Source organism: Streptomyces sp. AV19 (assembly GCF_015999245.1).
In the GTDB taxonomy this organism is placed as follows: domain Bacteria; phylum Actinomycetota; class Actinomycetes; order Streptomycetales; family Streptomycetaceae; genus Streptomyces.
Genome location: NZ_JAEAMR010000006.1, coordinates 40,310 through 64,588, shown reverse-complemented (window position 1 = coordinate 64,588; position 24,279 = coordinate 40,310). Strand labels below are relative to the sequence as shown.

General features: G+C 69.2%; 20 protein-coding genes. 12 read left to right on the top strand and 8 right to left on the bottom strand.

Translation table 11 applies throughout. The features are described 5' to 3' along the window. Window positions 1–756 precede the first annotated feature (756 nt). The 5 genes from I5Q34_RS08040 to I5Q34_RS08020 all read left to right on the top strand — a co-directional run bounded on the left by I5Q34_RS08040 (window position 757) and on the right by I5Q34_RS08020 (window position 8,840). Window positions 757–2,214, top strand: coding sequence for a M20/M25/M40 family metallo-hydrolase (locus tag I5Q34_RS08040; RefSeq protein ID WP_199891497.1), 1,458 nt, complete (start codon window positions 757–759; stop codon window positions 2,212–2,214). A 53-nt stretch (window positions 2,215–2,267) separates the two neighbouring features. Further along, a complete protein-coding gene (locus I5Q34_RS08035) occupies window positions 2,268–4,499 on the top strand; it encodes a pyridoxal-dependent decarboxylase (protein WP_199891496.1) in 2,232 nt (743 codons plus the stop codon). Window positions 4,500–4,584: 85 nt separating this feature from the next. Continuing rightward, on the top strand, window positions 4,585–6,693 hold the full coding sequence (locus I5Q34_RS08030; protein ID WP_199891495.1) for a prolyl oligopeptidase family serine peptidase: 2,109 nt from the start codon (window positions 4,585–4,587) through the stop codon (window positions 6,691–6,693). Window positions 6,694–6,971: 278 nt separating this feature from the next. Next, the gene (locus I5Q34_RS08025; RefSeq protein WP_199891494.1) at window positions 6,972–7,433 is read left to right on the top strand and encodes a hypothetical protein; all 462 of its coding nucleotides are present in this window, start codon (window positions 6,972–6,974) and stop codon (window positions 7,431–7,433) included. Between the two features lie 181 nt (window positions 7,434–7,614). Further along, a protein-coding gene (locus I5Q34_RS08020) for an IS3 family transposase (RefSeq protein ID WP_199891493.1) occupies window positions 7,615–8,840 on the top strand; the annotation gives its coding sequence in 2 pieces (ribosomal slippage) (window positions 7,615–7,933 and window positions 7,933–8,840; 1,227 coding nt in all). A 253-nt stretch (window positions 8,841–9,093) separates the two neighbouring features. Here the strand turns inward: I5Q34_RS08020 and I5Q34_RS08015 are convergent. The 3 genes from I5Q34_RS08015 to I5Q34_RS08005 all read right to left on the bottom strand — a co-directional run bounded on the left by I5Q34_RS08015 (window position 9,094) and on the right by I5Q34_RS08005 (window position 13,845). Continuing rightward, window positions 9,094–10,083: a dimethylarginine dimethylaminohydrolase family protein gene (locus tag I5Q34_RS08015; RefSeq protein WP_199891492.1), complete on the bottom strand. Its 990-nt coding sequence runs from the start codon at window positions 10,081–10,083 to the stop codon at window positions 9,094–9,096. A 90-nt stretch (window positions 10,084–10,173) separates the two neighbouring features. Continuing rightward, on the bottom strand, window positions 10,174–12,153 hold the full coding sequence (gene shc / locus I5Q34_RS08010; RefSeq protein ID WP_199891491.1) for a squalene--hopene cyclase: 1,980 nt from the start codon (window positions 12,151–12,153) through the stop codon (window positions 10,174–10,176). Between the two features lie 300 nt (window positions 12,154–12,453). After that, the gene (locus I5Q34_RS08005; protein WP_199891490.1) at window positions 12,454–13,845 is read right to left on the bottom strand and encodes a cytochrome P450; all 1,392 of its coding nucleotides are present in this window, start codon (window positions 13,843–13,845) and stop codon (window positions 12,454–12,456) included. Window positions 13,846–14,320: 475 nt separating this feature from the next. Here I5Q34_RS08005 and I5Q34_RS35735 point away from each other — a divergent pair, with 475 nt between their 5' ends. Further along, window positions 14,321–14,617, top strand: a complete 297-nt coding sequence (locus I5Q34_RS35735) for a trypsin-like serine protease (protein ID WP_277965420.1) — start codon at window positions 14,321–14,323, stop codon at window positions 14,615–14,617. Window positions 14,618–14,721: 104 nt separating this feature from the next. Here I5Q34_RS35735 and I5Q34_RS07995 read toward each other — a convergent pair whose 3' ends face one another. Together I5Q34_RS07995 and I5Q34_RS07990 are read right to left on the bottom strand one after the other, a co-directional pair. After that, on the bottom strand, window positions 14,722–15,711 hold the full coding sequence (locus tag I5Q34_RS07995) for a hypothetical protein (RefSeq protein ID WP_199891489.1): 990 nt from the start codon (window positions 15,709–15,711) through the stop codon (window positions 14,722–14,724). Window positions 15,712–15,733: 22 nt separating this feature from the next. Then, a complete protein-coding gene (locus I5Q34_RS07990) occupies window positions 15,734–16,228 on the bottom strand; it encodes a hypothetical protein (RefSeq protein WP_277965421.1) in 495 nt (164 codons plus the stop codon). 308 nt (window positions 16,229–16,536) lie between these two features. Between I5Q34_RS07990 and I5Q34_RS07985 the strand changes: the two genes are divergently transcribed. Both I5Q34_RS07985 and I5Q34_RS07980 read left to right on the top strand, forming a co-directional pair. Further along, window positions 16,537–17,355, top strand: a complete 819-nt coding sequence (locus I5Q34_RS07985; protein WP_199891487.1) for an NAD(P)-dependent oxidoreductase — start codon at window positions 16,537–16,539, stop codon at window positions 17,353–17,355. An 891-nt stretch (window positions 17,356–18,246) separates the two neighbouring features. Further along, complete coding sequence (locus I5Q34_RS07980; protein WP_199891486.1) at window positions 18,247–19,605, top strand: hypothetical protein; 1,359 nt, start codon at window positions 18,247–18,249, stop codon at window positions 19,603–19,605. A gap of 140 nt (window positions 19,606–19,745) precedes the next feature. Here the strand turns inward: I5Q34_RS07980 and I5Q34_RS07975 are convergent, their stop codons facing one another. Next, a complete protein-coding gene (locus I5Q34_RS07975) occupies window positions 19,746–21,131 on the bottom strand; it encodes an MFS transporter (RefSeq protein ID WP_199891485.1) in 1,386 nt (461 codons plus the stop codon). Between the two features lie 762 nt (window positions 21,132–21,893). Here I5Q34_RS07975 and I5Q34_RS07970 point away from each other — a divergent pair. Together I5Q34_RS07970 and I5Q34_RS07965 are read left to right on the top strand one after the other, a co-directional pair. After that, on the top strand, window positions 21,894–22,349 hold the full coding sequence (locus I5Q34_RS07970; RefSeq protein ID WP_199891484.1) for an RICIN domain-containing protein: 456 nt from the start codon (window positions 21,894–21,896) through the stop codon (window positions 22,347–22,349). A 338-nt stretch (window positions 22,350–22,687) separates the two neighbouring features. Further along, on the top strand, window positions 22,688–23,047 hold the full coding sequence (locus I5Q34_RS07965) for a MerR family transcriptional regulator (protein WP_199891483.1): 360 nt from the start codon (window positions 22,688–22,690) through the stop codon (window positions 23,045–23,047). 15 nt (window positions 23,048–23,062) lie between these two features. Here I5Q34_RS07965 and I5Q34_RS07960 read toward each other — a convergent pair whose 3' ends face one another. Both I5Q34_RS07960 and I5Q34_RS34475 read right to left on the bottom strand, forming a co-directional pair. Then, entirely contained in the window at window positions 23,063–23,710 is a 648-nt protein-coding gene (locus I5Q34_RS07960; protein WP_277965731.1) for a TetR/AcrR family transcriptional regulator C-terminal domain-containing protein, read from the bottom strand. A gap of 62 nt (window positions 23,711–23,772) precedes the next feature. Beyond that, a complete protein-coding gene (locus I5Q34_RS34475; protein ID WP_234428693.1) occupies window positions 23,773–23,958 on the bottom strand; it encodes a hypothetical protein in 186 nt (61 codons plus the stop codon). Here I5Q34_RS34475 and I5Q34_RS34470 point away from each other — a divergent pair. Together I5Q34_RS34470 and I5Q34_RS34465 are read left to right on the top strand one after the other, a co-directional pair. Beyond that, on the top strand, window positions 23,875–24,129 hold the full coding sequence (locus I5Q34_RS34470; RefSeq protein WP_234428640.1) for an ester cyclase: 255 nt from the start codon (window positions 23,875–23,877) through the stop codon (window positions 24,127–24,129). The genes I5Q34_RS34475 and I5Q34_RS34470 overlap by 84 nt on opposite strands. After that, window positions 24,072–24,218: an ester cyclase gene (locus I5Q34_RS34465; protein WP_234428608.1), complete on the top strand. Its 147-nt coding sequence runs from the start codon at window positions 24,072–24,074 to the stop codon at window positions 24,216–24,218. Before I5Q34_RS34470 ends, I5Q34_RS34465 begins: the two co-directional genes overlap by 58 nt. The last annotated feature ends 61 nt before the right edge of the window (window positions 24,219–24,279 follow it).

The window sequence follows — 24,279 nt, the reverse complement described above, 5'->3', positions numbered from 1 at the left end:
CGGCACGGGCGGGCGTGTCAAGCAAAGGCTGGGATTGTGGCCTGTTTTAGGCATGGCGTGTAATGCCAAAACCTGTCGCATGAATGTGCTCCTCTCACGTGAGTGGCTGCTGCCACTCTGCCATCTGGTTTCGGGCTAAACCTTTTTGTTCTGCCCGGAGGAGCGAAAGGTCTGGGCCTGTGGGTGCGATGTCCGGGCGCGTTCCGGCAGTCCGGCCGGTTGGTTGTGTTCAGCATGGCGAGGCTGCGGCGAACGTGGTGTCCGGACGGGAGTTGATGTGCCCAGCAGTCGCCGACCCGGCTGATCCGCAATACCGATAGAGCGATCAGGCCGAACTGAGGTCGGGATAGGGCCTTGTGCGACGGTGAACTCAAGGGTTCCGGCCGTGAGATCGCGCTGTTGCACAGGACGTAACAGCGTGATGTTCGAGAGGGGTATGTGCGGTAGCGGAGGGAAAACCGCAGACAGGTGGATTCCCGGCCTGATATGGATTCGAACGTGTTGCTGGCGGGATGACAGCTCTGCCGCTCGGTAACCGAAGGCGTATCGTCACGCCGGTCGCCGCCTGCAGTCGGCCGAAGGAGCGGGTGCTCATGGTCATGCGCAGAGCTTCATGTCCCTCATCGGGTCAGGTCCAGGAAGAGCCCGAAGGCTGAACCACGATCCCGTGTGTCCTCAACGCAGGCTTCAGGGGCATCTCCTCGTCGGCGAACCACAACCTCGAAGGCGAAGACAAAGGCCACGTCGGGAGACGAAATGAACCCAGCAGGGAACGGATCCGACATCGAGCAAGGACTCAGGGCTCTCGCGCAGCAGGCCGAGGACGACCTCAAGGCCCTCGTCAGTATCGAATCGGTGTACCGCAACGACAATGAAAAGAAGATCGGAGAGGCCGCGAACAAATGCGCCGAGCTGCTGCGTGGCGCCGGGATGGACGTAGAGGTCATCCACCCCCAGCAGAATTCACCGAACGGTCGGCAGGGGCCGGCGCCGGCACCCATCGTCTACGCGTCCCGTCCCTGTGGCGACGTGACCGCACCCACCGTGCTGCTCTACGCCCACTACGACGTGGTGCCCGGAAGCTGGAAGGACGCCTTCAAGCCGCAGGTCGACCAGGGCCGGATGAAGGGGCGGGGGGCCGCGGACGACAAGTCGGGCGTCATGATGCACGTCACCACGTGCCGGTTCTTCCAGCGCTACGGACATCTCCCGGTGAACGTGAAGATCGTTTTGGAAGGTGAGGAGGAGGCGGGCACAGACACCCTGGAAAGGTACATGCACGACTACCCGGATCGGTTCAAAGCGGATGTCGTCTCGCTGGCCGACGGCGGCAATGTCGGGTTGGGCAAGCCGACCCTGGCCACCTCATTGCGCGGCTTCGTGATGGCCGATGTCTCGGTCAGCACCCTCAACGGCGACGTGCACAGTGGTATGTACGGCGGCCCGGTCCCGGACGCCTACATGGCCCTCACCAAGATCCTGGCCACGCTCCACGACGACGAAGGCAACGTCGCGGTGCCCGGGCTGAAGCAGAAGGAGTGGCAGGGGTACCAGCCCGACCGGGTCGCCCTCCGCAAGGGCGCCAAGATCAAGGACGGTGTGCCGCTCATCGGCACAGGTTCGCTGGGATCGCAGTTGTACACCAAGCCGTCCGTCACTGTGGTCGGGCTGGATCGGCTGCCCGCCGGGGAGCCGCTCCCTGGTACCAAGGGCTTCCGCAACGCCCTGCTGGCCGGGGTCAGGGCACGGCTCACCATGCGGATCGCCCCCGGCGATACCCCGGAGAACGCCTTCACCTGCCTCAAGAACCACCTGCTGCGCCGCGACGTTAACCCTTGGAGGGCCGAGGCGTCGGTCTCCTACGTCTCCGGCGCTCCCGGCTTCGAGGTCCGGGCGGAAGGCGGGCCGGGCTACCAGGCCGCCGAGAAGGCTCTGCTGACGGTCTATCAGGCCGAACAGGTCCACCACGCCGGCCAGGGCGGGTCGATCCCGCTGACCAACACGCTCGGCGCCATCAACCCGCACGCCGACATCCTGATCTGGGGGTGCGAGGAGCCGGCCACCAACATCCACGCCGACCACGAGAGCGTGAGCCTGAACGAGCTCCACTCGATGACCTGTGCCCAGGTTCTGCTCATCCTGGCCCTTGCCGGGAAGCAGGAGCCCCTCTCCGCCCACTTCGGCGCGACGGCTTCCGCCGGCTCCGCCTTCTGAACCGTCGCCGACGCCACGCCGTACAACAACACTCGAACACTTCAGGAGGAGTCATGTCCCAGCACCCCCGCGACCTTCCCCCCAAGTACACCGAAGCGTTCAAACGGCTCGGGCCCGAATACGACCTGAGCACGGCCGAGGGCACCACCGAGCTCGCCGCATGGTTCCTCGGCCCCCGGGGTGAGAACGGCACGGTCTTCAAGGACCTGATCGGGGCTGCGTTGGCCTCCCACCTGGACGACCGGTACCAGGTCTACCCGAACGACCCCGTCTATGTCACCGACGAGATGAAACAGACCGATGCGTACGACCGGTCGGTCCAGAAGATGAAGGCCGAACTGGGGCAGCTGCTCGACCAACTGCGCGGCTCGGTCCCCCAGTTCAGCTATCGTCATCAGGGCCACATGCTCTGGGACATGACGCTCCCCGGTATGGCCGGCTACTTCGCAGCGATGCTGTACAACCAGAATAACGTCGCCGCCGAAGCCTCCCCGGTGACCACCATGCTGGAGGCCAAGGTCGGGCAAAGCCTCTGCGGACTCGCAGGCTACGACACGGAGACCTCATGGGGACACATCACTTGTGACGGGACCATCGCCAACCTCGAAGCGATGTGGTCGGCGCGGAACCTCAAGTACTACCCGATCGCTCTCGCCCGCGCCATCGCCAACGAGGGTGCGCTGGCGGCGGCCAGGGACATCACGGTCCTCGACGGCGCCGGGAGTCAGGGCAAACTCCTGGAGCTCACCGACTGGTCGCTGATCAACCTGCCCGCCGAGGTCGTGCTGAGCGTCCCCCGGAGGATGAAACACGACCTCGGGATCGACGACCCGGCCCTGGAAACGATCAACGCGTACACGATCCAGGAACTCGGCTTCGACCGGTTCTACCGGGACATGCTGGACCAGCGGCTCGGCCCGCCGGCGGTGCTCGCCCCGGCCACCATGCACTACTCGTGGCCGAAGGTCGCGTCGATTCTCGCCATCGGAGAGGACAACCTCCTCACCATCCAGGTGGACCTCCAGGCCCGGGCCAAGCTCTCCCACCGCAAGGAGATCCTGGCACGCTGCAAGAAGGAGCTGCGGCCAGTCATCATGGACGTCGCGGTGCTCGGCAGCACGGAGCTGAGTGCCGTCGATCCGCTCGCCGCCATCCTGGGTCTGCGTGATGTGCACGCAAAGGAGAACTTCTTCTATCCCGTGCACGTCGACGCCGCCTGGGGCGGGTACTTCGCGTCCCTTCTCAGGGAGCCGAACGGACCAGCCCCCACCGACAGGATCATCCGCGCCACCACCACACCCGAGCTGATGATGAGCACCTACGTGAACAAGCAGTACGAGGCCTTACCGAAGGCCGACTCGATCACCATCGACCCGCACAAGGCCGGTTTCATCCCGTATCCGGCCGGCGCGCTGTGCTACCGCAACAAGGCCCAGCGGGAGATGGTCGCCTTCACGCTCCGATACCTCGTCCACAGTGACAAGGACCCGAGCATCGGCATCTACAGCGCCGAAGGCTCCAAACCGGGTGCTTCGGCAGCGGGCGTCTACCTGAGCCACAAGGTCATCACTCCCGACCGGAACGGCTACGGCAGGATCCTCGGACAGTGCCTGTTCAACAGCAAGCGGCTCTACTCCGGGCTGGTCGCCATGAACCGCAGCGCCCAACAGGAGGGCGGCGAGCGGGCCTATAAGGCCGTGCCGGTCCAGTGGCTCCCCGCGGAGAAGGACGGTGGAAACGTCCAGGCACAGATCGACGATATCTACCGGCTGATCGTCAGCAAGACCAACGAGCAAGTGGTCGACTCCAAAGAGGCGATGGACCTCCTCCATGAACTCGGCGCGGACCAGGTCATCATCGGGTACGCGTTCAACCCCTACTTCAACGGCAACCTCAACACCGACCCCGTCCAGGCGAACCAACTCAACCAGCGGATCTACGAAAAACTCCGTGTCAACCCCGTCAAGGCCGCCTCCAAGGACTATGCGGCGAAAAAGCCCCCCGAGCTGATCCTCATGGCCTCAAGCTTCACCGAGCAGACATATGGCCGGGACTTCATGGCCGGCTTCGCCCGCCGGATGGGCCTGGACGTCCCCGACGAGACAAGCCTGAACAGCCTCCCGGACATCGCCTTCCTGATCTCCACCACCATGGACCCCTGGATGAGCGACACCGCCGCCGGCGACTTCACCCCGGAAGTGATTAAACACCTGGACCGGACCGTACGCGATGCCATCGAGGAACTCTGGCCGAGCAACACCGCTACCACGGGCACCGACTCATGACAGGGCTCGGACCCCCTCCTGTACCCGTCCCGAAGCCGACGGCATCCGCGGGCAACACCCCGTCCAGGAAAGGCCGGCTCCTGCCATGAGCCCAGCAATCCAGCCCTACCCATCCGCACCCTTCGGCTCGTGGCGCTCCCCGATCGACGCCACGCTCGCCGCCGGCCACGGTGCCACCCCCACCTGGCCCACCTACGTCGGGACCGACGAGATCTGGTGGACGGAGGCGAAGCCGGAGCGCGACGGCCGTACCGTTCTGATGCGTTCCGTCGGCGACGGGCCGCCCCGGGAAGTACTGCCCCCGGAGGGCGAGTGGAACGTCCGCAGCCGCGTGATCGAGTACGGCGGCCGCGCCTGGCTCGTGGTGGTACCGGACCGGAGTGACGCGTCGCCGACGGTGGTGTTTTCCCACTACAACGACCAGCGCCTGTACGCCTACTCTCCCGGCGGCCCGGCGCCCAAGGTGCTGACCCCGGCACCCCGGAAGCCGAAGTCCCTGCGGTACCTCCTGCCCGTCCTTGCCCCGGACGGCGGTTCGGTCTGGTGCCTGCGCGAAGACCTGGCCGACGAGCAGAAGCCCACCGACGTCATCCGTTCCTTCGTCTCCGTACCGCTGGACGGCTCGGCCGCCACCGATCCCGACAAGGTGACCAGGCTCTTCTCCAAGCCGGATACGCAGCACTTCCTCTCCGGACCGGTCCTGTCTCCCGGCAGGAGCAGTGCTGCCTGGTTCAGCTGGAACCACCCCGACATGCCGTGGGACCGTACCGAGCTGCATGTCGCCCCGATCGTGATGGGCAACGAGTTCGAGCCCGTCACCGTCCTGGTCGAATCCTCCGTGGTCCAGGTGGAGTGGATGGATGACGACAACCTCCTCGTCGTCAGTGACTACCTCGAGGGCGCGGTCGGCGATCAGGGCCGCTGGTGGAAGCTGTACCGGATAACCCGGCACGAGGACGGCACCTGGGGCGAGCCCGTGATGCTGCCGGGCCAGCCCGAGAACGAGGAGTTCGGAGGCTACCTGTGGGGGCTCGGCTCCCGCTGGTGCGCCCCCCTGCCCGCCGGCCAGGTCGCGGTACTCCACGGCAAGGGCGCGCAGCAACTCGGTACGCTCGATCCGGACAGCGGAAAGCTGATCCCCTGGGCATCCGAGTACACCGAGTGGGCCGGATCCCTCGACGTCCGAGGAGAGTGCGTCCTCGGGGTCGCCGGCAGCCCCGAGAAGGCCGACGCGGTGGTCGAGGTGCACCTCGGCAGTGGCCGAACCCGTCGGATCAGCGATGGCCCTACCTATGAGGACATCGCCCAGTACCTGCCGGTGCCGAAAGACCAGGTTTTCACCAACCGGGATGGCAAGGAGATCTACGCCACGGTCTACCCACCGTGCAACCCCCGCTATCCCGTACAGCCACCCGGAGCGCGCCCGCCATACGTGATGTTCATCCACGGCGGACCCACCGCTCGCGCCGGCCGAAGCCTGGACTTGATGGTGGCGTACTTCACCAGCCGGGGCATCGGCGTCGCTCAGGTCGACTACGGCGGCTCCACCGGCTACGGGCGCGAGTACCGCAACCGGCTCAGGGAGCAGTGGGGAGTGGTCGACGTCCACGACGCCGAGGACATCGCCCGGGACCTCGCCCAGCGTTCGCTCGCACATTCTCGGCATCTGGCGATCCGAGGCGGTAGCGCGGGTGGCTTCACCAGCGCCGTCGCGATCACCTCCGAGCGGCAGCCCGTAGAGCGGGTGTTCGGGGCCGCCACGGTGATGTACCCCGTCCTCGACCTGTGCGCCTTCGCCAAAGGCGATACCCACGACTTCGAGTCCCACTACGTGGAGCGGCTGGTCGGCGACATCAAACAGCACAAGGACAGGTACACGGAACGCTCCCCGATCACCAACACCCGCAATATCAACGTCCCATTCGTGATCCTCCAGGGCCTGGAAGACCCCATCTGCCCGCCACATCAGTGCTATGAATTCCTCGCCAAGCTGGGCGAACGGTCCGGTCACAGGGGAGAGCCCCCGAGCCATTCCTATGTCGGATTCCACGGCGAAACCCACGGATTCCGCAAGCAGAAGAACATCGTCATCGCACTGGAGGCCGAACTCTCCCTCTACGGAGAAGCATTCGGCTTCGTCCCGGCCAAGGACGCGTACCCCGACGGGAAGGACCTCGGCGGCACCACCACGTAGGGCTCGGGGGAGAGGGACCGTCGGAAGGCCACAGCCTCCGGCGGACCCTCTGCGGTCATCTCTCTGGTTGGCGCAGGCCAGGGCGGAGATGTCTCGCGGCGTCTCCGCCATCGTTCGCTCGGCGCGCCGAGGGTGGGGAAGCAGCGTGAGCAGGTCTGTCCCAGCCCTGAGCAGGGGGTGGGGAATTTCAAAGAGCCCCGTCACCGCTGCATGACGAGATCATCCGTGAGACCTGCTATGGCCGTTCGGCACATATCCGCCTGCTCTTGCACTTTGCCATGCCCCTGGCAGACCTGCCCGTGGACGAGGAGTTCATGGGCCTGGCCCGGCACGTCTTCGCCCGGGACGAGATCGTCGCCGACTGTGTCGGATACGACGAGGACGTAGCCGACGATTCCTTCAACACTCTCCGCCTGCACTCACGGTTGTACGGATCACAGAAGGCGGCGGACGCGCAACGGGATCTCGCCGAGCACATCCTGCGCGATCTGCGTACCGGCCTCGCCCACGCCGGCCGGCCCGCACTCGTGCGCTTCGGCAACGCCTTTCTTCCCCGCCCGGCCACTGCCGGCGTCCGCCGCTACGGGCCCGACTCCCGTATGCCGCTCATCCGCCGTCTCGCGCCGCTGCCCGCCCTCCGGCGCTACTCGTGCGCGCAAGCCGCCCGCACCGGCCGTCTCACCATGGTCTCCGTCCCCACCCCACGCGCCGAAACGACGGCGGGGCCGGGTGGCGGATGACGGTGGCTCCGTGCCTGGGGACGGGAGGCCGAGGACGCAGGTACGGGGCTACGAGGGCCGGGTGCGGTTCGCGGCGGGCAGTCTGCACGGCCTGCGTCTCCGACATGAACCCGGCGCTTCCCCCTGATAGGTGAACATCCTGAACACTGGGCTGTGAGGTCCAGAGGAAGAGATGTTCCCGATGGTGATGAAGGTGTACCCGGCGGAGTTCAAGCAGGACGCCGTCGCGCTGTACCTGTCGGACCCGGGCCACACGCTGGAGGGCGTGTCGGCGGACCTCGGCATCAGCAGGGAGACGCTGCGTAACTGGGTGCGGGCCGAGCGGGCCCGCCGCAGTGCGGCGGGCGAGAACGTGAGGGACGCGAAGGTGAGCGAGGCCGCGAAGACGCGGGAGGACCTGGAGGCCGAGATAGCGGCCCTGCGCACGGAGCTGAAGACGGTGCGCAAGGAGAACGCGACGCTCGCCCAGGAGAGGGACATCCTGCGGAAGGCGACGAAGCTTTTCGCCTCGGAGATGAGCTGGTGAGCAGCCGCTGCCAGTTCATCGAGGATCATCGCGAGACCTTCATGGTCCAGCGGCTGTGTCAGGTGCTCGAGGTCGCCCGCTCCAGTTACTACAAGTGGCGGGACGGGCGTGAGGCCCGCGCCGCGCGGGAGTGCGCGGACGAGGCGCTGGCCGAGAGGATCGCCGTCATCCACGCGGAGTCCGGCGGGACGTATGGCTCGCCACGTGTCACCGCCGAGCTCCGCGACGAGTACGGCATGCGGATCAGCGAGAAGAAGGTCGCACGGGTGATGCGCAAGTTCCATATCGCCGGCTTCCGGCTGCGCAAGCGGGTGCGGACCGCGATCCCCGAGCCCTCGGCGACGCCCGTGCCGGACCTGTTCAAGCGGGCCTTCACCGCGCCGAACCTCAAGTACATGGGCGATGTGACCTATCTCCCCGTCGGGGACGTAGAGTTCCGCTATCCCGCCACGGTCCTCGACTGCTTCTCCCGCCGGGTGGTGGGCTGGTCGATCGCTTCTCACATGCGCACGGACCTGGTCGCCGACACGCTGAAGATGGCCACCGTCACCCGCGGCAGCCTCGCTGGCGCCATCTTCCACAGCGATCACGGAGCGCAATATCAGTCTCGTCAATTCGCCGAGCTGTGCGCCGCGTTGGGCGTCACACAGTACATGGGCGCCGTCGGCACGAGCGCGGACAATGCCGCCTGCGAGAGCTTTCACGCGTCTTTGAAACGGGAGACCCTCAAGGGTGCCCGCCGCTGGGACGGGCCCGGTACCTGCCGGCGCGCGGTCTTCCGCTGGCTCGCGCGCTACAACACCTGGCGCCGGCATTCGGCGAACGGGCACCTCAGCCCCCTCGCCTACGAGATGTCACATAACATGGCACTCGCGGCATAACCGTATCGATCGCTGTCCACCCTTCGGGGGGAAGGCCCCCCGGCCGATCCCGCCCGCTCCGCCGTCGAGGGCATGCTTCTGAGGTCCGGTCCCCGGTGGTGGCCGTGGTCGCCGAAGGAGGGGACTCTGTCCACGTTCATTCGCGCCGGACTCGACGGTACGAAGTGCCCATCAATGCAGTGAACGACGGCTGATCGCCATGGTGCCCGTATCGGTGAACACGATCCGGCCGCCGTACGCCGTCGCGGTGCTCTTACCCCCGGCCAGACCTCCTGGCGGCAAGACGCTGGTAGACGGGTCGAGACATGCAGCGGGGGCCTCCGCGTCCTTTGACCAGTTCGTCTCCGGCGATGGTGATGACGGTCAGGCCCGCATCGCGCATGCGGTGGACGACGTCGTCGGCCATGTTGTAGCCGATCACGGTCCGGTTTCCCAGGCAGAGGTAGTTGCAGGCTTGCTGGAGCCAGGACTGGTCCCGGCTGACGTCAATGATCGTGATCTCCTGCTCGCGCAGCATGCCGAACAGGTCGACGGGCCGACTGCCGGTGGTGTCGAGTAGGAGGGCGGACAGCACGCTGGGCGAATGGGCGACCACCACGTCCTCGGCGACGGGCAGGAAGCCTCCGTCGAGGTTCATCCGCCAGGGGGCGAGCTCGATGGCCACGATCTCGTCGGCCAAAGCGGGGATCAGTGCCTCGCCCAGACGGTACACGGCGCTCAGGGTGGTACGCCGGGCGTAGCCGACGAGCAGGCAGCGGTGCCTGCCTCGGGCGAAAGGGACGGCGTCACCGCCCTCCAGACAGTCGTCTTCCCTCCCGCCCCACTCCACTCGCCTCAAGCCGAGTCGCTCCAGCACCAAGGACATGACGGCGGTTTCGGAGCGTCGGATCGGCTTGGCCATCCGGGAAGGCAGGTAGACGCCGGGGGCCCAGGGCAGGGTGATCGCTGCATCCCGGGTGAACATCAAGTTCGGCCCCCGCAAGGCCTGCAGGATCACAGGTGTGTCCTCCACGAGGTCGGATACCTGGACGCATGCGATGCCCGCGGCTGTGACGGCTTCTGCGAAGGCCTGATACTCAGAAGCGAAGCGCGGGATGTCAGGGTGGTCCCGGAAGAGGAACCGGTCCGTGAGTTGCTCCACGGCCACGGCCTTCAGACGGTCCAGCGCACCGAAACGCACCGGGTCGTGGACCACGACCGCGGTCGGCCGCCGGGAGTACTCCGCCTCAGGGTTGCCCGTCATCCCCGCCTTCGCCCCCGCAGCCCGTCCTGTCCCAGGGCTTCATCCCTTCACCGTCCCCCCTCAGCCCTTCCCCGAGGACGAGCCGCACCGTCATCGTTGCCGTTGGAGGTAGCGTCCGAGGGCGGTGAGGGGGAAGACGGTGCGGTACAGGTGGTAGTTCATGGGGAGGTCGCGGGGGAAGCCGGTCCCGGTGAAGTGCGGCTCGTCCCAGGAGCCGTTCTCCAGCTGGGTGTCGGTGAGCCAGCGCACTCCGCGCTCGACCGCGTCGCTATCGGCTTCGTCGGCGGCGAGCAGCGCCATCAGTGCCCAGGCGGTCTGCGAGGCAGTGGAGTCCCCCCGGCCGGCGCATTGGGGGTCGGAGTAGGAGCGTAGGTCCTCGCCCCAGCCGCCGTCGGGGTTCTGTACCGAGGCCAGCCAGCCGGCGGCGCGGCGGACGGCCGGGTGGGCGGCGGGCAGGCCGGCCGCGACCAGTGCGGGGACGACGGCCCCCGTGCCGTAGAGGTAGTTGACTCCCCAGCGGCCGTACCAGGCGCCGTTGTCCTCCTGTTCGGCCAGGAGCCAGTCGATGGCGTGCCGGGTGACGGCGGTGTGCTGCGGGCCGAGGGCGGCGAGGGCCTCGATGACGTGGGCGGTGACGTCGGCGGAGGGAGGGTCGGTGACTTTGCCGAAGTCACAGAAGGGCAGCCGGCTCGGGAAGGGACTGGTGTTGTCGGCGTCGAAGGCACCCCAGGCGCCGTTCTTCGAGCGCATGCCGACGAGCCAGCGGGCCCCCCTGTTCACCGCGGCGTCGATGCGGCTCCTGTCGGGATGGCCGGTGCGGAGGAGGGCGAGGACGGCCTGGGAGGTGTCGTCGGTGTCGGGGTAGTTGTCGTTGTGGAACTCGAAGGTCCAGCCGCCCGGGGCCAGCCGGGGCCTGCGTACGGACCAGTCGCCGGGCCGCGTGATCTGCTTGCTCAGCATCCAGTCCGCGGCTTTCACCAGTTGCGGATGGCCGGCGGGCACCCCGGCGTCGGCGAGCGCGATGGTGGCGAGGCAGGTGTCCCAGACCGGCGACTGACAGGCCTCGATCATCCGCGCCCCGTCCTCGTGCCACACGGCGTACCGGTCGAGCGACTCCAGGCCCGCCTTCAGGACCGGGTGGTCCAGGTCGTAGCCGAGCAAGTGCAGCGCGATGATCGAGTACACGGCCGGGGGCTGGATGCCGCCCCAGCTGCCGTCGTTCTCCTGCCGCTCGATGATCCAGCGCGCGGCGCTGTTCATCGCTGCCTCGCGCAGGCGGCGCGGCGCGGCCTTGTGGTAGGCGTGCAGCGCCTTGTCGAGCCGCTGGAAGACGCCGTCCCAACTCGCCACCGACGCGGGGAGCTTGACCGGATTCGGTACGGCGGCGTCGGTGTGCAGCTCGTCGAGCGCGAACGGCGCGGGCCGCACCGGGCGCTTCGCTGACACGATGGTGAGCGGCACGATGGTCTGGCGGGCCCAGCAGGAGAAGTCGTAGATGTTGAGCGGGAACCACTTCGGGAAGTAGATGAGCTCCGGCGGCAGTTCGGGCAGGTCGTCCCACTTCCACCAGCCGAACAGGGCCATCCATATACGGGTGAAGACCCGGCTGGCGGCGATGCCCCCCTGATCGCGCACCCACGCCGCGGCCGACGCCATGTGCGGCGCGTCCGGGGCGTCCCCGGCCAGGCGGAGCCCCACGTAGGCCTCGATGGTGGTGGAGAGGTCTCCGAGTTCGCCGTGGGAGGTGGGCCACGCGCCGTCCTCGCGCTGCTGCGCGCGGATCCAGCGGCCGGTCGCAGTGGTGAGGCGCTCGTCCTGGATGCCGAGGAACTGCCGGAACATCAAGTCCTCGGCATCCATGGTGACGTTGGTCTCCAGAGGGGCTTTCCACCACCCTTCATCATCCTGCGCCGCCAGGAGGTGATCGGCGGCACGCCGCACGGCACGCTCCGCCGCCCCGAAGCCGCCGGAGGCGGCAAGGGCCGGGCCGGGTCCACTCTCGGCAGGCAGTGACGCGGGCGCAGAATCGGGCCCAGAGCCACGTAAGACGCCGTCGCTCGTCTCGGTCATCGTTTTCCTCCGCCTTCGACCGGGGAAGCCGGGTCGGTCTGATACCACCAGGGCAAGCGAACCGGCTTCACGCATCGGCCTCCCGCCTCCCACCTAACGACCAGTCGGACAGCTACAGGACGCTACCCACCCCGCCCCGCCCGGGAAACGGGGTCGTTCCGCGGACAGGGGGTTTCGGACGGCTCGGGCAGCACGCCTGCGCGTGCGCTTTGAAAGCACGTGGTCAGCCTCAAGTCCGGGATTTTGTCAGGGACTTGGAGATCCGAGATCACTATTCCCGGCGCCACCAGGAGGTGACGTTCACGTCCTGCGGGGGCGGTCGTCGCGTACCACGGTCTGCATACGCAGGCCTTGGGGCCGCAGCGTGGCCCGGACTTGGGTGCGGGCACGGGCGCCGGGGGTGGGGCGCAGTTGCCAGTGGGCGGCTATGTGGGCCAGAGCGAGGGTGGCTTCGGTGAGGGCGAAGGCGTCCCCGATGCACTTGCGGGCTCCGCCGCCGAAGGGGAGGTAGGCGTCCCTGCGTGAGGAAGGTGTCCGCCAGCGGTCGGGGTCGAAACGTTCGGGATCGGGATACAGGCCGGGATGACGCTGGATGAGGTACGGACTGAAGGCGATGGTGGTGCCGGCCGGGATCAGGTGCTCGGCGAGGTGGGTGTCGGCGGTGGCTGTTCGGTTGAGCAGCCAGGCGGGGGGATACAGACGGAGGGTCTCGGTGAGGATCCAGCCGGTCAGCTCCAGGCGGGGCAGGTCCTGGGGTGCGGGCGGCCGACCGGCCAGCACGGTGTCGACCTCGGTGTGCAGGCGGTGTTCGATGTCGGGGTGTTGGGCTAATAGGTGCAGGGTCCAGGCCAGGTGTGCGGCGGTGGTCTCGATCCCGCCGAGGAAGAAGGTGACGGTCTCGTCGGCCAGTTCCACGGCGGTCAGCCCTCGGCCGTCGGTCCCGGTGTCCCGGGCGGCCAGGAGCATTGACAGCAGGTTGCTGTCGTGTTCCGTGCCGTCCTGGCGGCGGCCGGCAGGGGGCGTGTCGTGGGTGCGGTGCTCGGCGACGAGGGTGGCGACGGTGGCCCGGAGCCGGGCATTGGCACGGTGGAAGCGGCGGTTGACGGGATGGGGCAGCCGCCTCAGCCAGGCCGGCTGGAGTACGCGCTTGTACAGCCCGGAGAAGAGGACCGTGAAGTCGTCCATGGCCTGGGCGGTCTGCGCCGCGCCGAGTGCGGTGCCGAACATCGTCGTCAGCATGACCCGGGAGGTCAACGCGACCATCTGGGACAGCACGTCGATGCTCTGACCATTCCTCCAGGCGTCGGTGACGGAGCTGATCCGTTCGGTCATGACAGGGGCGTAGGCCGTGAGACGAGTGGGGTGGAAGGCAGGCTGGATCATCCGCCGCTGGCCCCGGTGCCGGGCGTGCGGGCAAGTAACGAGACCGTCGCCAAGGATTTCCCTCGCCTGGTCGAAGAGCGGGCCACTCTTGTCGAAGGTGCGGTCGTCGAGCAGGATCTGACGGATCAGTTCAGGTGAGAACGCCATGACCACCCGTTGAGGGCCGATGCCGATCTGTACCAGTTCACCCCGGGCCGGCAGGGACGCGAGGAAGCCCAGAGGGTCGCGCAGCAGCGGGAGGGCGTGGCCGAGCAGGGGCAGCGCCCCTGGTGCCGTGGGGATCGGGTCGTGCTGTTTCACCGTCGTCATCTGCGGAACCTGTCTGTAGGAGAGGCTGGGTCAGCGCAGTCGGTTCATGGGATGCCGTGCGAGCTGCCGGCGCTCGTGCCGGGACGAGCTGTCCGGGCCGGCCGGAGCGTACCGCGCAGCGCCGACGCGAGCGCCCCTTTCCGGCCGGAGCGGTCCTTGCCCGTTCACGGCCTGGGCCTCTCGGGCAGCGGGTTGCCGATGGGTATCCGAACGGACTGTGAGTCAAGAGGGGACAGCCGATCACCGCTAGTCTGCCGTGGTGCCGTTCGTGAAGGTGGGATGGTCGCGAGACGCTCGCCAACGACGTCGTACTACTGGCGTTCTCCGGCCCGGTCGCGGAGTCCGGCAGCGTCCGGTTCGCGATGCTCGCCACCAATGATCCCACGCCGGGTTCGGCGCTGACGTGACCGGCTGAGGCCTCACCAAGAACAATGGCAGAACCCTCGCCGTCAACCTCCAGGCACTCCAGGAGACCGTGGAGACCCCCGCTTCCTGCCGGGCGTTCTTCGGCGGCCTGAACCTCAAAATCGGCGGCACCGAGGGCGGCCCGCTGGAAGGCCTCGCCCCGGCGCTGAACACCGGAAGCATGTCCTGCGGCAAGCCACTCAAGACCAACCAGGGCATCTGCCGCGGCGACAGCGGCGGCCCCGCGGTCATCAACGGCGTCCTCGTCGGCATCCCCTCCCGGGGGACAGACACCTGCGGAGATGGCGCCGACGATGTCTGCACCAGCGTCGCCCACTACCGTCCGTTCCTCACAGGGGCGGTCTGACACCATCATCGGAGGCGCACCCGCGCCACCGAGGAGCCCCCGCACAGTCCCCGCTCACGCGGTCACGATTCCACCTGAGCGGTTGCGAGAACTCACCGGACCGGTCAGTGTTGTTGTCGGCGAGCAGCAGAAGTGATGACCGCGTCAGCGGTGTTACGGAGGGCGTGTTCGCCGGGTACAGGGTCGGCGGCGCCCATGCCCCTGCCTGGTTGCAGGCTGGGGGCAGCATTGACTTCCAGCAGGTAGGGGGTGCCGCTCGGGGTGAGCCGGAAGTCCGCCCGTGCCATGTCGCAGCAGCCCAGCGCCCCGATGGCAGTCATCGCTGCGCGCCGGATCGCTGCGCTGACCGTATCGTCGATTTGTGCATGGATCCGGCCCACCGGGGCATTCTCTTCACCGTTCTTCAGCCGGTAGTCGAGCACGGCAAATGCGTGGTCGGCGGGCGACCGAGGGTAGATGTACTCAATGGGAGCGAGCACGCCGCCGTAGCTGTTTTCCACCGCCTCCAGATAGCCGACGGAAAGATCCTTCCCGGCGATGAACTCCTCTATGAGGATCCCGTCCGGGAACCGGGTCAGAAGGTATCTGACCTTCCGGAACGCCTCCTGCGGCGAGAACACGACCGAGTCCTGAGTGATTCCTGTGGACCAGCCTTCGAAGTTGGGCTTGATGATGGCCGGCAGTGCCAGTGAAGCCATGTCTATTTCGTCGACATGCCGTACGAACTGCCACGGGGGCGTCAAAACCCCATGGCGGCAGAGCAGCAGCTTCGTCAGGTTCTTGTCCAGGGAGGTCGCCAGCACCTGGGCCGGCGATCCTGTGAACGGCAGTCCGAGATCGTCGAACAGGGCCGGATAGAGAGCCTGACGCCATCCTGATCGCGGGCCTTCGGCGACGCTGAAGACCAAGCTGGGCCGGCATCTCGTCAAGTGCTCAGCGACTTGGCCAACCGGTCCGGAGACCTCCACGGGAATCACATCGTGCCCAAGTTTCCGGATGGTGCGGAAAAGCGACTCGGCATGCTCCTGGGACAGGAATCCCGGCTCAGGCGCTGACTCCTTCCGGAGCTCGTTGTAAGCCACAGCAATGCGCATGCGGTTCCCCCTTTCACGGTGCTCATCCGGCGGCGCATACATCGGTGACCTCCGTCAGTCGTCGGGCGTCCAACGGTAGGGCGAGAGAGGCAGCGGCCTCAGTCCAGCGCGCGGAGCTGCTGGCGGAGAGGAGGACGACGTCCAGACTCGGGGTTGACGCGGCCGCCAGCAGGCACGCGGCAGCCGACGAGAGGCCGGGGCGGATGAACTCCACCAGCTCAGGGGCCACCAGACCGATCAGCTCGCCGCCGTGCAGCGGTGACGAGGCGAACGTGGTCAGCCCGGCGGCGTGGGCCTGGACGAGCGGTCCGCGGCCGTCGAGCGCCTGGCGGATCGGGCGGTCCATGGCCAGGCTGACCGGTTGCTGCACCGCGATCAGGTGGTGGGTATCGCCGCCGGCCGCCTGCCGGGCGAGGGCGAGCAGGTCGGGGACGGTGAAGGCGTCGGCTTCGAACCCGGACCAGGTGGCGATGCCATACCCGGCGATCCGGCCCGCGTCGGCGAACTCCTCCAGCACGGCGAATGCCTCCCGGACCCGCGCATGGATCTGGGGCCGGTGGCGGGCAGCTTGCTCAGGGTTGTGGAGGAACACCACGTCGGCTCGCCCGAGGTCGTGGTCCCTGCGGTGGGAACCTCTCGGCGCGGGCGAGGACCGGGCGGAGCGGCAGCGAGGGGACGGGCTACTAGAAGTCTTCTGTGCTGCCCGGGAGCCCCGCTGACGTGTGCGTGCGTTAAGTGGGGCCTCCCCCGGGCGGTTTCGTGCGCGCATGACAGAATCCGGGCGTGCGCACGCAGCGAAGGCGAGCCCCTGCCGGGGTGGTTGTGGTGACCGGGAGTTCGGGCCGGGTCGGGTCTGCCCTGGCGGCGGCTTTCGGCGCGGCCGGGTGGGCCGTTCGCGGCGTGGACCGGGTGCCCGGCTGTCGGACGGGTGTCGTCGGAGATCTGCGCGACCGGCGCGTGCGGCGGGTCGCACTGGAGTCGGCCGATGTCCTCGTCCATGCCGCCGCGCTGCATGCCCCGCACGTCGGGCGCCTGCCCGATGAGGAGTTCCGCGCCGTGAACGTCGGCGTGACCGCGGAACTGCTCGACGACGCCGCCCACTTCGACGTCCGGCGTGTTCTCTACATCAGCAGCACGAGCGTCTACGGACATGCCCTCGTGCCCACCGACCGCGCGGTCTGGGTGGACGAGCGGCTCAAGCCGCTTCCCCGGGACATCTACGACGAGACAAAACTGGCTGCCGAGGAGCTGGTCGCCGCCTGCGGCGTCCCCTACGTCACGCTGCGCATAGCGCGCTGCTTTCCGGAGCCGCTGCCCGTGCGGGCCCGCCACCTCCTGCACCGGGCGGTCGACGTGGCCGACGTCGCCGACGCGGGGGTCCTGGCCGCGGCACACGCCACCGTGAACGGCACGTTCAACATCTCCGGACCGCACCCGTTCCACCGGGAGGACTGCCTCGCCCTCCACCGTGACGCGGGTGCGGTCCTCGCCGGCCGTGCCCCGGATGTCCTCAAGGCGTTCCGCGACCGCGGGTGGCCCGTGCCCGACCGCCTGGACCGGGTGTACGACTCGACCGCCGCCGCGAACGCCTTCGGATACCGCCCTGTTCGCGGAGTGCGGCACCTACTGGACGTTGCCGATTGAGCGGCAGCCTGCGCGCACCGCGCGCGGGACGCCGATAAACAATTGCTGAACGACCGCCGTGCCTATCGGGCCGCGAAGAGAATCCGGACGACCTCCGGCCGGTTATCCGGGCGCGGTCCCTCGCGAGGGCATTCCATCACGTGGTGCGCGGTAATGGTCATACCGGACGATTCGCCCGGCAAGCGAACCCGGTCTGTGGTTCGCCTCACGGAGGGATCAGGACCGGAATCGCGCGCGCCGAGCAGGGGATAAACGAGTCCTCCGGCGGATTCCCGAAGGGTGTTGCGGGCGGAGCAAGGGCAGGTGGACGCCGGAACCCCCGCCTGTCCAGCTGATCAACGAAGCGTTCACAACGGGCGGATCACGTCAAGAGCGTCTGTCCGGCCGCTGCCCGATAAACGGCGAGAAATACAGGAGTTGGCGTCGCGTGTTCCCGCAGACCAAAAAATCAAGCCGCGCTCCGGAGGTCGTCAATACTTCTGCTGTCCGGCCGGTCGGGGTGCCTTGTATCTCCCGGTCCTGCTGCGCTCCCCGTGGACGCCGTTCGCTGCGGTGCCTGTGGGGAACGTTGTGATCGGTGCGACAGGAGAGGTGGTTGAAGGCCGGTGCTTCGCTCGCCATGCTCCGCCGTCCCGGCCGGACGCGTCCGCTCCAGCCGCGTCCGGCCGTTGGCCGAGATCGCCTTCCACATGATTGATGCCCCGTCAGGAGCCGTATTTGAATTGCCGCTCGTCTCCCCGGCCGGGGTCTGTCATCACCCTTCCGAACCCGTGTAGCGCACAACTGGCAACGCCGCGGCGGCAATCCGGGCGGATATTCCGGGGATACGTATGCGCGGCGAATTGGACGGCCAGTTCCACGCCCCCTTCAGCGAAGAGGAGACGAATCCGCATGAGCGAGTCCGACACCTTGGTCATACTTTCCGACGCCGCGGTCCCGGACCCGGAATGGGCCGGTATCCGCACCCTCGGGTACGCCAACCGGTTCGCCACCTGGGACAGCGAGTTCCGCTACGACGGCCGCATCCGCGTCCCGATGGGCGTGAAGATCAAGGAGGTTCGCTACTCCTACACCGGCGATGGCCAGGCGGGCGTCAACGCCGCCGAGGTCAAGCGCGGCCGCGGCGGCATAGACCAGGAGTTCGAGGTCATCGATCTCACCTTCCTCGACGACGCCGACCTCATCACCTTCACCCTCCGCGGCGACCTCAACGTCGACGCCGATCCCCGGCCCGCCTACGGACGTACGTACCGGATCCGCGTCGACGTCATCCTCGACAGCGGGGACGTCCGCACGGCCGAACCGGAGATCGAGGTGCTCGCCGGCGCCTGGAACAAGAACGACCCGGAGAAGGTCGGCCGGCCGTTCGTGCGGCTGCCCTACGACAACAACTGGGGCGGCTCTCCCAACAGTCAGGCCGGATTCGGATACGTCTCGGACAACGGCCGTATTCCCGGCGACAAGTTCGTCATCGACCTCGTCAATCTGCGTCAGGGCGAGCAGGGTGTGGCGGGCAACAACAGCGACCACGTGTACTACCAGCTCGTCCACGAGGACGGCACGCCGTCCCACTACACCCCCGAGCCGCAGCTGCAGAAGGCCGAGGGCCACCGCGACTCCGGCACGGGCCGCAAGGTGACCCTGCCCGCCCTGGACCTGCGGCAGTTCGGTGACAAGCCGGGCTACTACCGCTTCCTGGTGTGGCCCCAGGCCCTCAACCCGGATGGCTCGCCCAGCGCCCTCGGCTGGGACCCCGCCAAGCACGAGGACGCCTTCCAGATCGGCAGCGTCTACTACCGCTACACCGCGCCCCGCAGCATCGACACCAGTCTGCGCGCCACCGTGAAGACCGCGCGGCTGGAGGTGACCGCCGGGCAGGACCGCTGGGTCTACCCGCCGTTCGTCGTCCGCAACACTGGGCAGCGCGTCATCGGCACGGTCAAGGCCGTCTTCACCGCACCCGAGGGCACGCACTTCACCGAGGACCACGTCGCCTTCACCCGCTGGACGGACGAGAGCCAGGAGATCGTCGCGCAGGGCGTGCTGTCGGCCGACCACCGCACCCTCACCTGCCCGGCCGTCCCGCTGAACCTGGAGCCGAGCGGCCCCGGCAAGGACGCCTGGGTGTCGCTCTACCCGGCCCTGCGGATCGAGGACACCGCCCACGGCCAGGTACAGGTCGGCATCCAACTGGGCGAGCCGGTCTTCGCGTCGGCCCACGACACGATCGTCGTCCACCCCGCCGAGTGACCGGCCCGGCGGCCGGACGAGCGGAGTGACAGGGGTGCGGCACCCGCGTGCCGCACCCCCCCCCCCCCTCGTCGGCCGCCGGCCCCCCGCCAGCATCGCGCCCCCCCGGCAGGAGTTCACCCTCATGCGAAGGCCGCGCATCACCCGCAGAGCGCCCCCCGCAACGGGGCGCGGGGGGGGCCGGCCCCCGGGGGCGCGGGGCCACCCCCCCCGCGGGCTAAACACCCCCCCCGGGGGGGGGGGGGTTCCCCGGGGGGTGTCCCCGGGGGCCGCGGGGGGGGACCCCCCCCGGGCGGCCCCGGTCGTTTTTGTGCCGGCACCGGAACCGGCAGGGGGACGACGCGTTGCCATGTCCCCCGGCAGGCCACGGCCACGGCGCAGCCCGCCGCGCAGCAGCCGGCCGCCAGCAGGAAGCCGGCGCCCGGGTCCGGCCCCGGGCCCGCCACCGCCCCCGCGGCGGCCGCGCCGGCCGACGAGCCCGCCGCGCCCAGGGAGTTGAGCCAGCCGAACGCCTCCGTCAGCGCCTCGCGCGGCGCGACCTCGTCCAGCGTGCGGAACTGCGCCGTCACCGCCGCATTGAGCAACAGCCCGGCCGGCACGAGGAGGCCGCCCAGCTGCCAGAGGCCGCGACAGGCCGCCAGCGCCGCCCAGCCCGCCGCGAGCGCCGCCAGCAGGACCGTCAGCCGCCGGGCGGGCGCCCCTGTCTTCCGCCGTCCGCCCTGGCAGAGGCCGCCGAGCACGCCGCCCGCCGCCAGTGCCGCGATCAGCGGTCCCGCGGCGTCGCGCCGGTCCGCCCCGTCCGCGTACGCCACCAGCGACACCTCCGCCGCACTGACGCTGCCCAGCAGCAGGAACCCGATCGGCAGCACGCCCAGCACCGCCGGGCGGCGCAGCGGTCCCGGCTCGTTCCGGCCGACGCCGTTCGGGCGGGCGGCCGCTCCGACGCGGGAGCTCGCGGCGGTGGCGAGACAGCCCGTGGCGGTGGCGACCGCCGCGCACAGCAGCGCCAGCGAGGGTCCGCCGAGCGCGGCCAGGCCGGCGACCAGGGACGGCCCGAGGACGAACGCGACGTCCACCACGACGGATTCGTACGCGAACGCCGCGGCCTTGGCGCCGGGGTCGTCCGCCAGCGTCCTCGACCACAGGGCCCGCATGATCGCCCCGAGCGGTGGCGGCAGCACGCCGCTCGCGGCCGCGAGCGCGACGAGCGCGAGTCTGTTCTCCGTCCTGGCGGCCAGGACGGCGACCGCCGTCAGGACCAGTGCCTGGCCCGTGCCCGTCACCAGGAGGACGGCGCGCGGGCCCGCGCGGTCCGCGGCGCGGCTCCACAGGGGGCCGGAGACGGCGGCGGTCAGCGTGTGGAGGCCGGCCGCCGCGCCGCCCGCCGCGCACGAGCCGGTCTCCTCCAGGAGGACGAGGACGAAGGCGAGGCCCAGCATGCCGTTGGGCAGGCGGCCCAGCAGGGCGGCGGCCGCCAGTTGTGCCGTGCCGGGGCGGCGGAACAACGCGCGGTAGCCGCTGGTCACTTGGGCCTCCTCGCGGCCGGGTCCGTGGTGCCGGTCTGCGGTGCCGGGGGGAGTTTGCCCCCGCCCCGCCCTTTCACCGTTTCCGCAGGGGCTGCGCCCCTTCGTAACCCCGCTGCGCGGGGCGGGGAGCGGGGCGCTGCGCGGTGCGCGCGGGGTCCGCGCTCCGCGCGGTGGGCGGGGGCTCCGCCCCCTGCGCCCCTGCTGGGGCTCCGCCCCTGGCCCCCGCAACCGCGCTCCGCGCGGTTGTCCTCAAACGCCGGACGGGCTGGTTTCGGGGCTCCGTCCGGCCCCCCGCAAAGCGGCTTCGCCGTTTTGTCCTCAAGAGCCGGACCGGCTGGTTCCGGGGCTCTGCCCCGGAACCCGAATCGCGGCTCCGCCGCTCGTCCTCAAACGCCGGACGGGCTGGGTCGGGGGCTCCGCCCCGGAACTCCGCAGCGTGGCTGCGTCGCGTTCGTGCTCAAGTGCGGGAATGGAATGGCTGGATCGGGCGCACTGTTCAGCTCGTCCGGGGGTCCGCCCCCTCCGGGGAGTTCGAGGACAGCGCCCGAAGGGCACTTCGGGGGCCCATGGCGCGTCCCGCCCATGGCGCGTCCCGCCCATGGCGCGTCCCGCCCATGGCGCGTCCCGCGCAGCGGGGTCGCGAAGGGGCGCAGCCCCTGCGGAAACGGTGAAAGGGCGGGGCCGGGGCAAGCCCCCTCCACCCCCCACCACCAGCTACGATCGACCGTTCGAGCACAGCACTCACGGGGGCACCACACAGCCATGCACGGCACGTACCGCATCCGCAACGTCCACAGCGGCCTCCTCCTCGAAGTCGCCGACGGCCGCAAGGGCAGCGGCGCCAACGTCCAGCAGGGCAAGGACGCCGACACCCCCGCCCAGCTCTGGCACGTGACCCCCGTGCACCCCGGCAGCGGTCTGCACCACGTGGTGAACGTCAACAGCGGAAAGCGTCTGGACGTCGCCGGCGCCTCCGTCGAGAACGGCGCCAACGTCCAGCAGTGGAAGGCCAACGGCTACGGCGCCCAGGAGTGGCTCGTCGAGCGGCTGCTGGACCCGGAGGGCGCGGTCGCGCTCGTCGCGCACATCAGCGGCCTGCTGCTGGAGGTCGCGGACGCGTCCACGGACGACGGCGCCAACGTCCGGCAGGGCGAGGACCTCGACAGTCCCGCCCAGTGGTGGCACCTGGAACAGGTTCACGCGGGCGCCGCGGCGTAGCAGTCCACCACCTCGGCGGTCCCCGCGCGGGGCATGGTCTTCGGGACGGCCGGGGCGCTTCCGGAGCTTGGTGAGCGGATGGGCGGCCCGGCCGCCGTGCGTCAGCTGCGCGAAGATCACGCCACCCGCCGCCGGCGGTCGGTCCGGCGCGGCGATGAAGGGCAGGGCCGCTCATGGGAGCCATGACGATGCGGTCTTGAGGCGGAGCGTGCCCATGGTGAAGGGGGTGGGCAGAGGGGAGGACGTGTCGTGTGTCATGGGGGGACCGTAAGATCTGACATCGGCGTCAGGTTCGAGTCGGGGACGCCGCGCAAGGAACGACCCCGGGGGAAGAGACCGTGCGGATCGGGGAGTTGTCCCGCAGGGCCAACGTCGGCGAGCGCGCCCTGCGCTACTACGAGCAGCAGGGCCTGCTGACGGCGGAGCGCACGGCGGGCGGGCACCGGTACTTCGGCGAGGCGGCCGTGGACCGCGTCATGTGCATCCAGGAACTGTTCGCGGCCGGTCTGTGCAGCAACAAGATCGCCCAGGTGCTGCCCTGCATGCCCGGCCACGGCGGGCACGAGACGGCCTCGCCGGAGCTGGTGGGGAACCTGCTGGGCGAGCGGGACCGGCTCGACCGGGAGATCAAGGACCTGCACCGGTCCCGCGCGGTGCTCGACGACGTGATCCGCGAGGTGACGGGGGAGCGGCCGTAGAGCGGTGAACTCCGCCTACCGGCCCGGCTGTTCGGCGAAGCCGGCCAGCAGTGCCTCCACCGCGAACGCGAACCGCTCCGCGTCGTCCGTCCCCGCCCCGCTCCGCGCCGCCTCCGTGACCAGGGGGTAGCGCTCGGCCTCCAGCGTGCGCAGCCAGGCCGCCGAGCCGGTGCCGTCGGAGGTGCCGACGGCGCGCTCGGCCGCCGTGTGGGCGATCACCAGCAGGGACAGCGTGTTGAGCGCGTGCACCGCCCGTCCCAGCGGGAACCCGGCCGCCGTCAGTACCTCCAGCCCCCGCTCCACCGCGTCCAGCGTCGCGGGGGTGACGGCGGGGCGTGACGCCGCCAGCGGCAGGACGCCGGGGTGGCGCAGCAGCGTAGCGCGCAGCGCCCCGGCGTAGGCGCGCAGCCAGTCGCGCCAGCCGGTGTCCCCGGCGGCCACCGGGAGGGCCCGGCCGAAGACCCGTTCCACCAGGCCGTCCAGCAGCGCGTCCTTGTTCGGTACGTGGTGGTAGAGCGTCATCGCCTCCACCCCCAGGGCGGCGCCGAGCCTGCGCATGGTGAGGCCCTTGACGCCCTCCCGGTCCACCAGGTCCAGGGCCGCGTCCAGGATCTGGTCCCGGGTCAGCCCGGCCCGCTCGCCCCGCGTCCGCTTCGCCGTCACTTCGCTCTCCCGCCGCACTTGACTTTCTTACATTGTAAGGCGAGGGTGAGGGAGTTCGAAACTTACGTAGTAAGAGATGGGGAGTGGTCATGGGTGGCAAGCGGGTCGTCGAGGGTTTCCTTCGTGCCGTGAATGAGCGCCGGGTCGAGGACCTGCCGCGCCATCTGGCGCCGGACGTGGTCGACCACAACAAGATCATCTTCGGTGAGCCGGACGAACCCGGCGCCGCCTTCGAGGGGATCCGCCAACAGCTCGCCGCCTTCGGCGAGTTCCGGATGCGGGCGGACGTGCTCGTCGCCGAGGGCGACACGGTCGTGGCCCGTGTGACGGCTCCGGCACGCACACCGGGACCCATCCGCGGATGCCCCGGCCCACCGGCCGGTCCTTCGAGGTGGAGCAGATCTGGTTCTTCACCGTGAAGGGGGAGCGGATTTCCGGGATCCGCGCCGTCAGCGACCGCCTCGGAATGTTCCTCCAGCTCGGCTGGGACTGGCCGACGGCCGTCTGACCTGGCGGGAGATGGAATGCGAATTTCCCCGGAGAAAGCGTCTATCGGTCGTGCCGGGTGG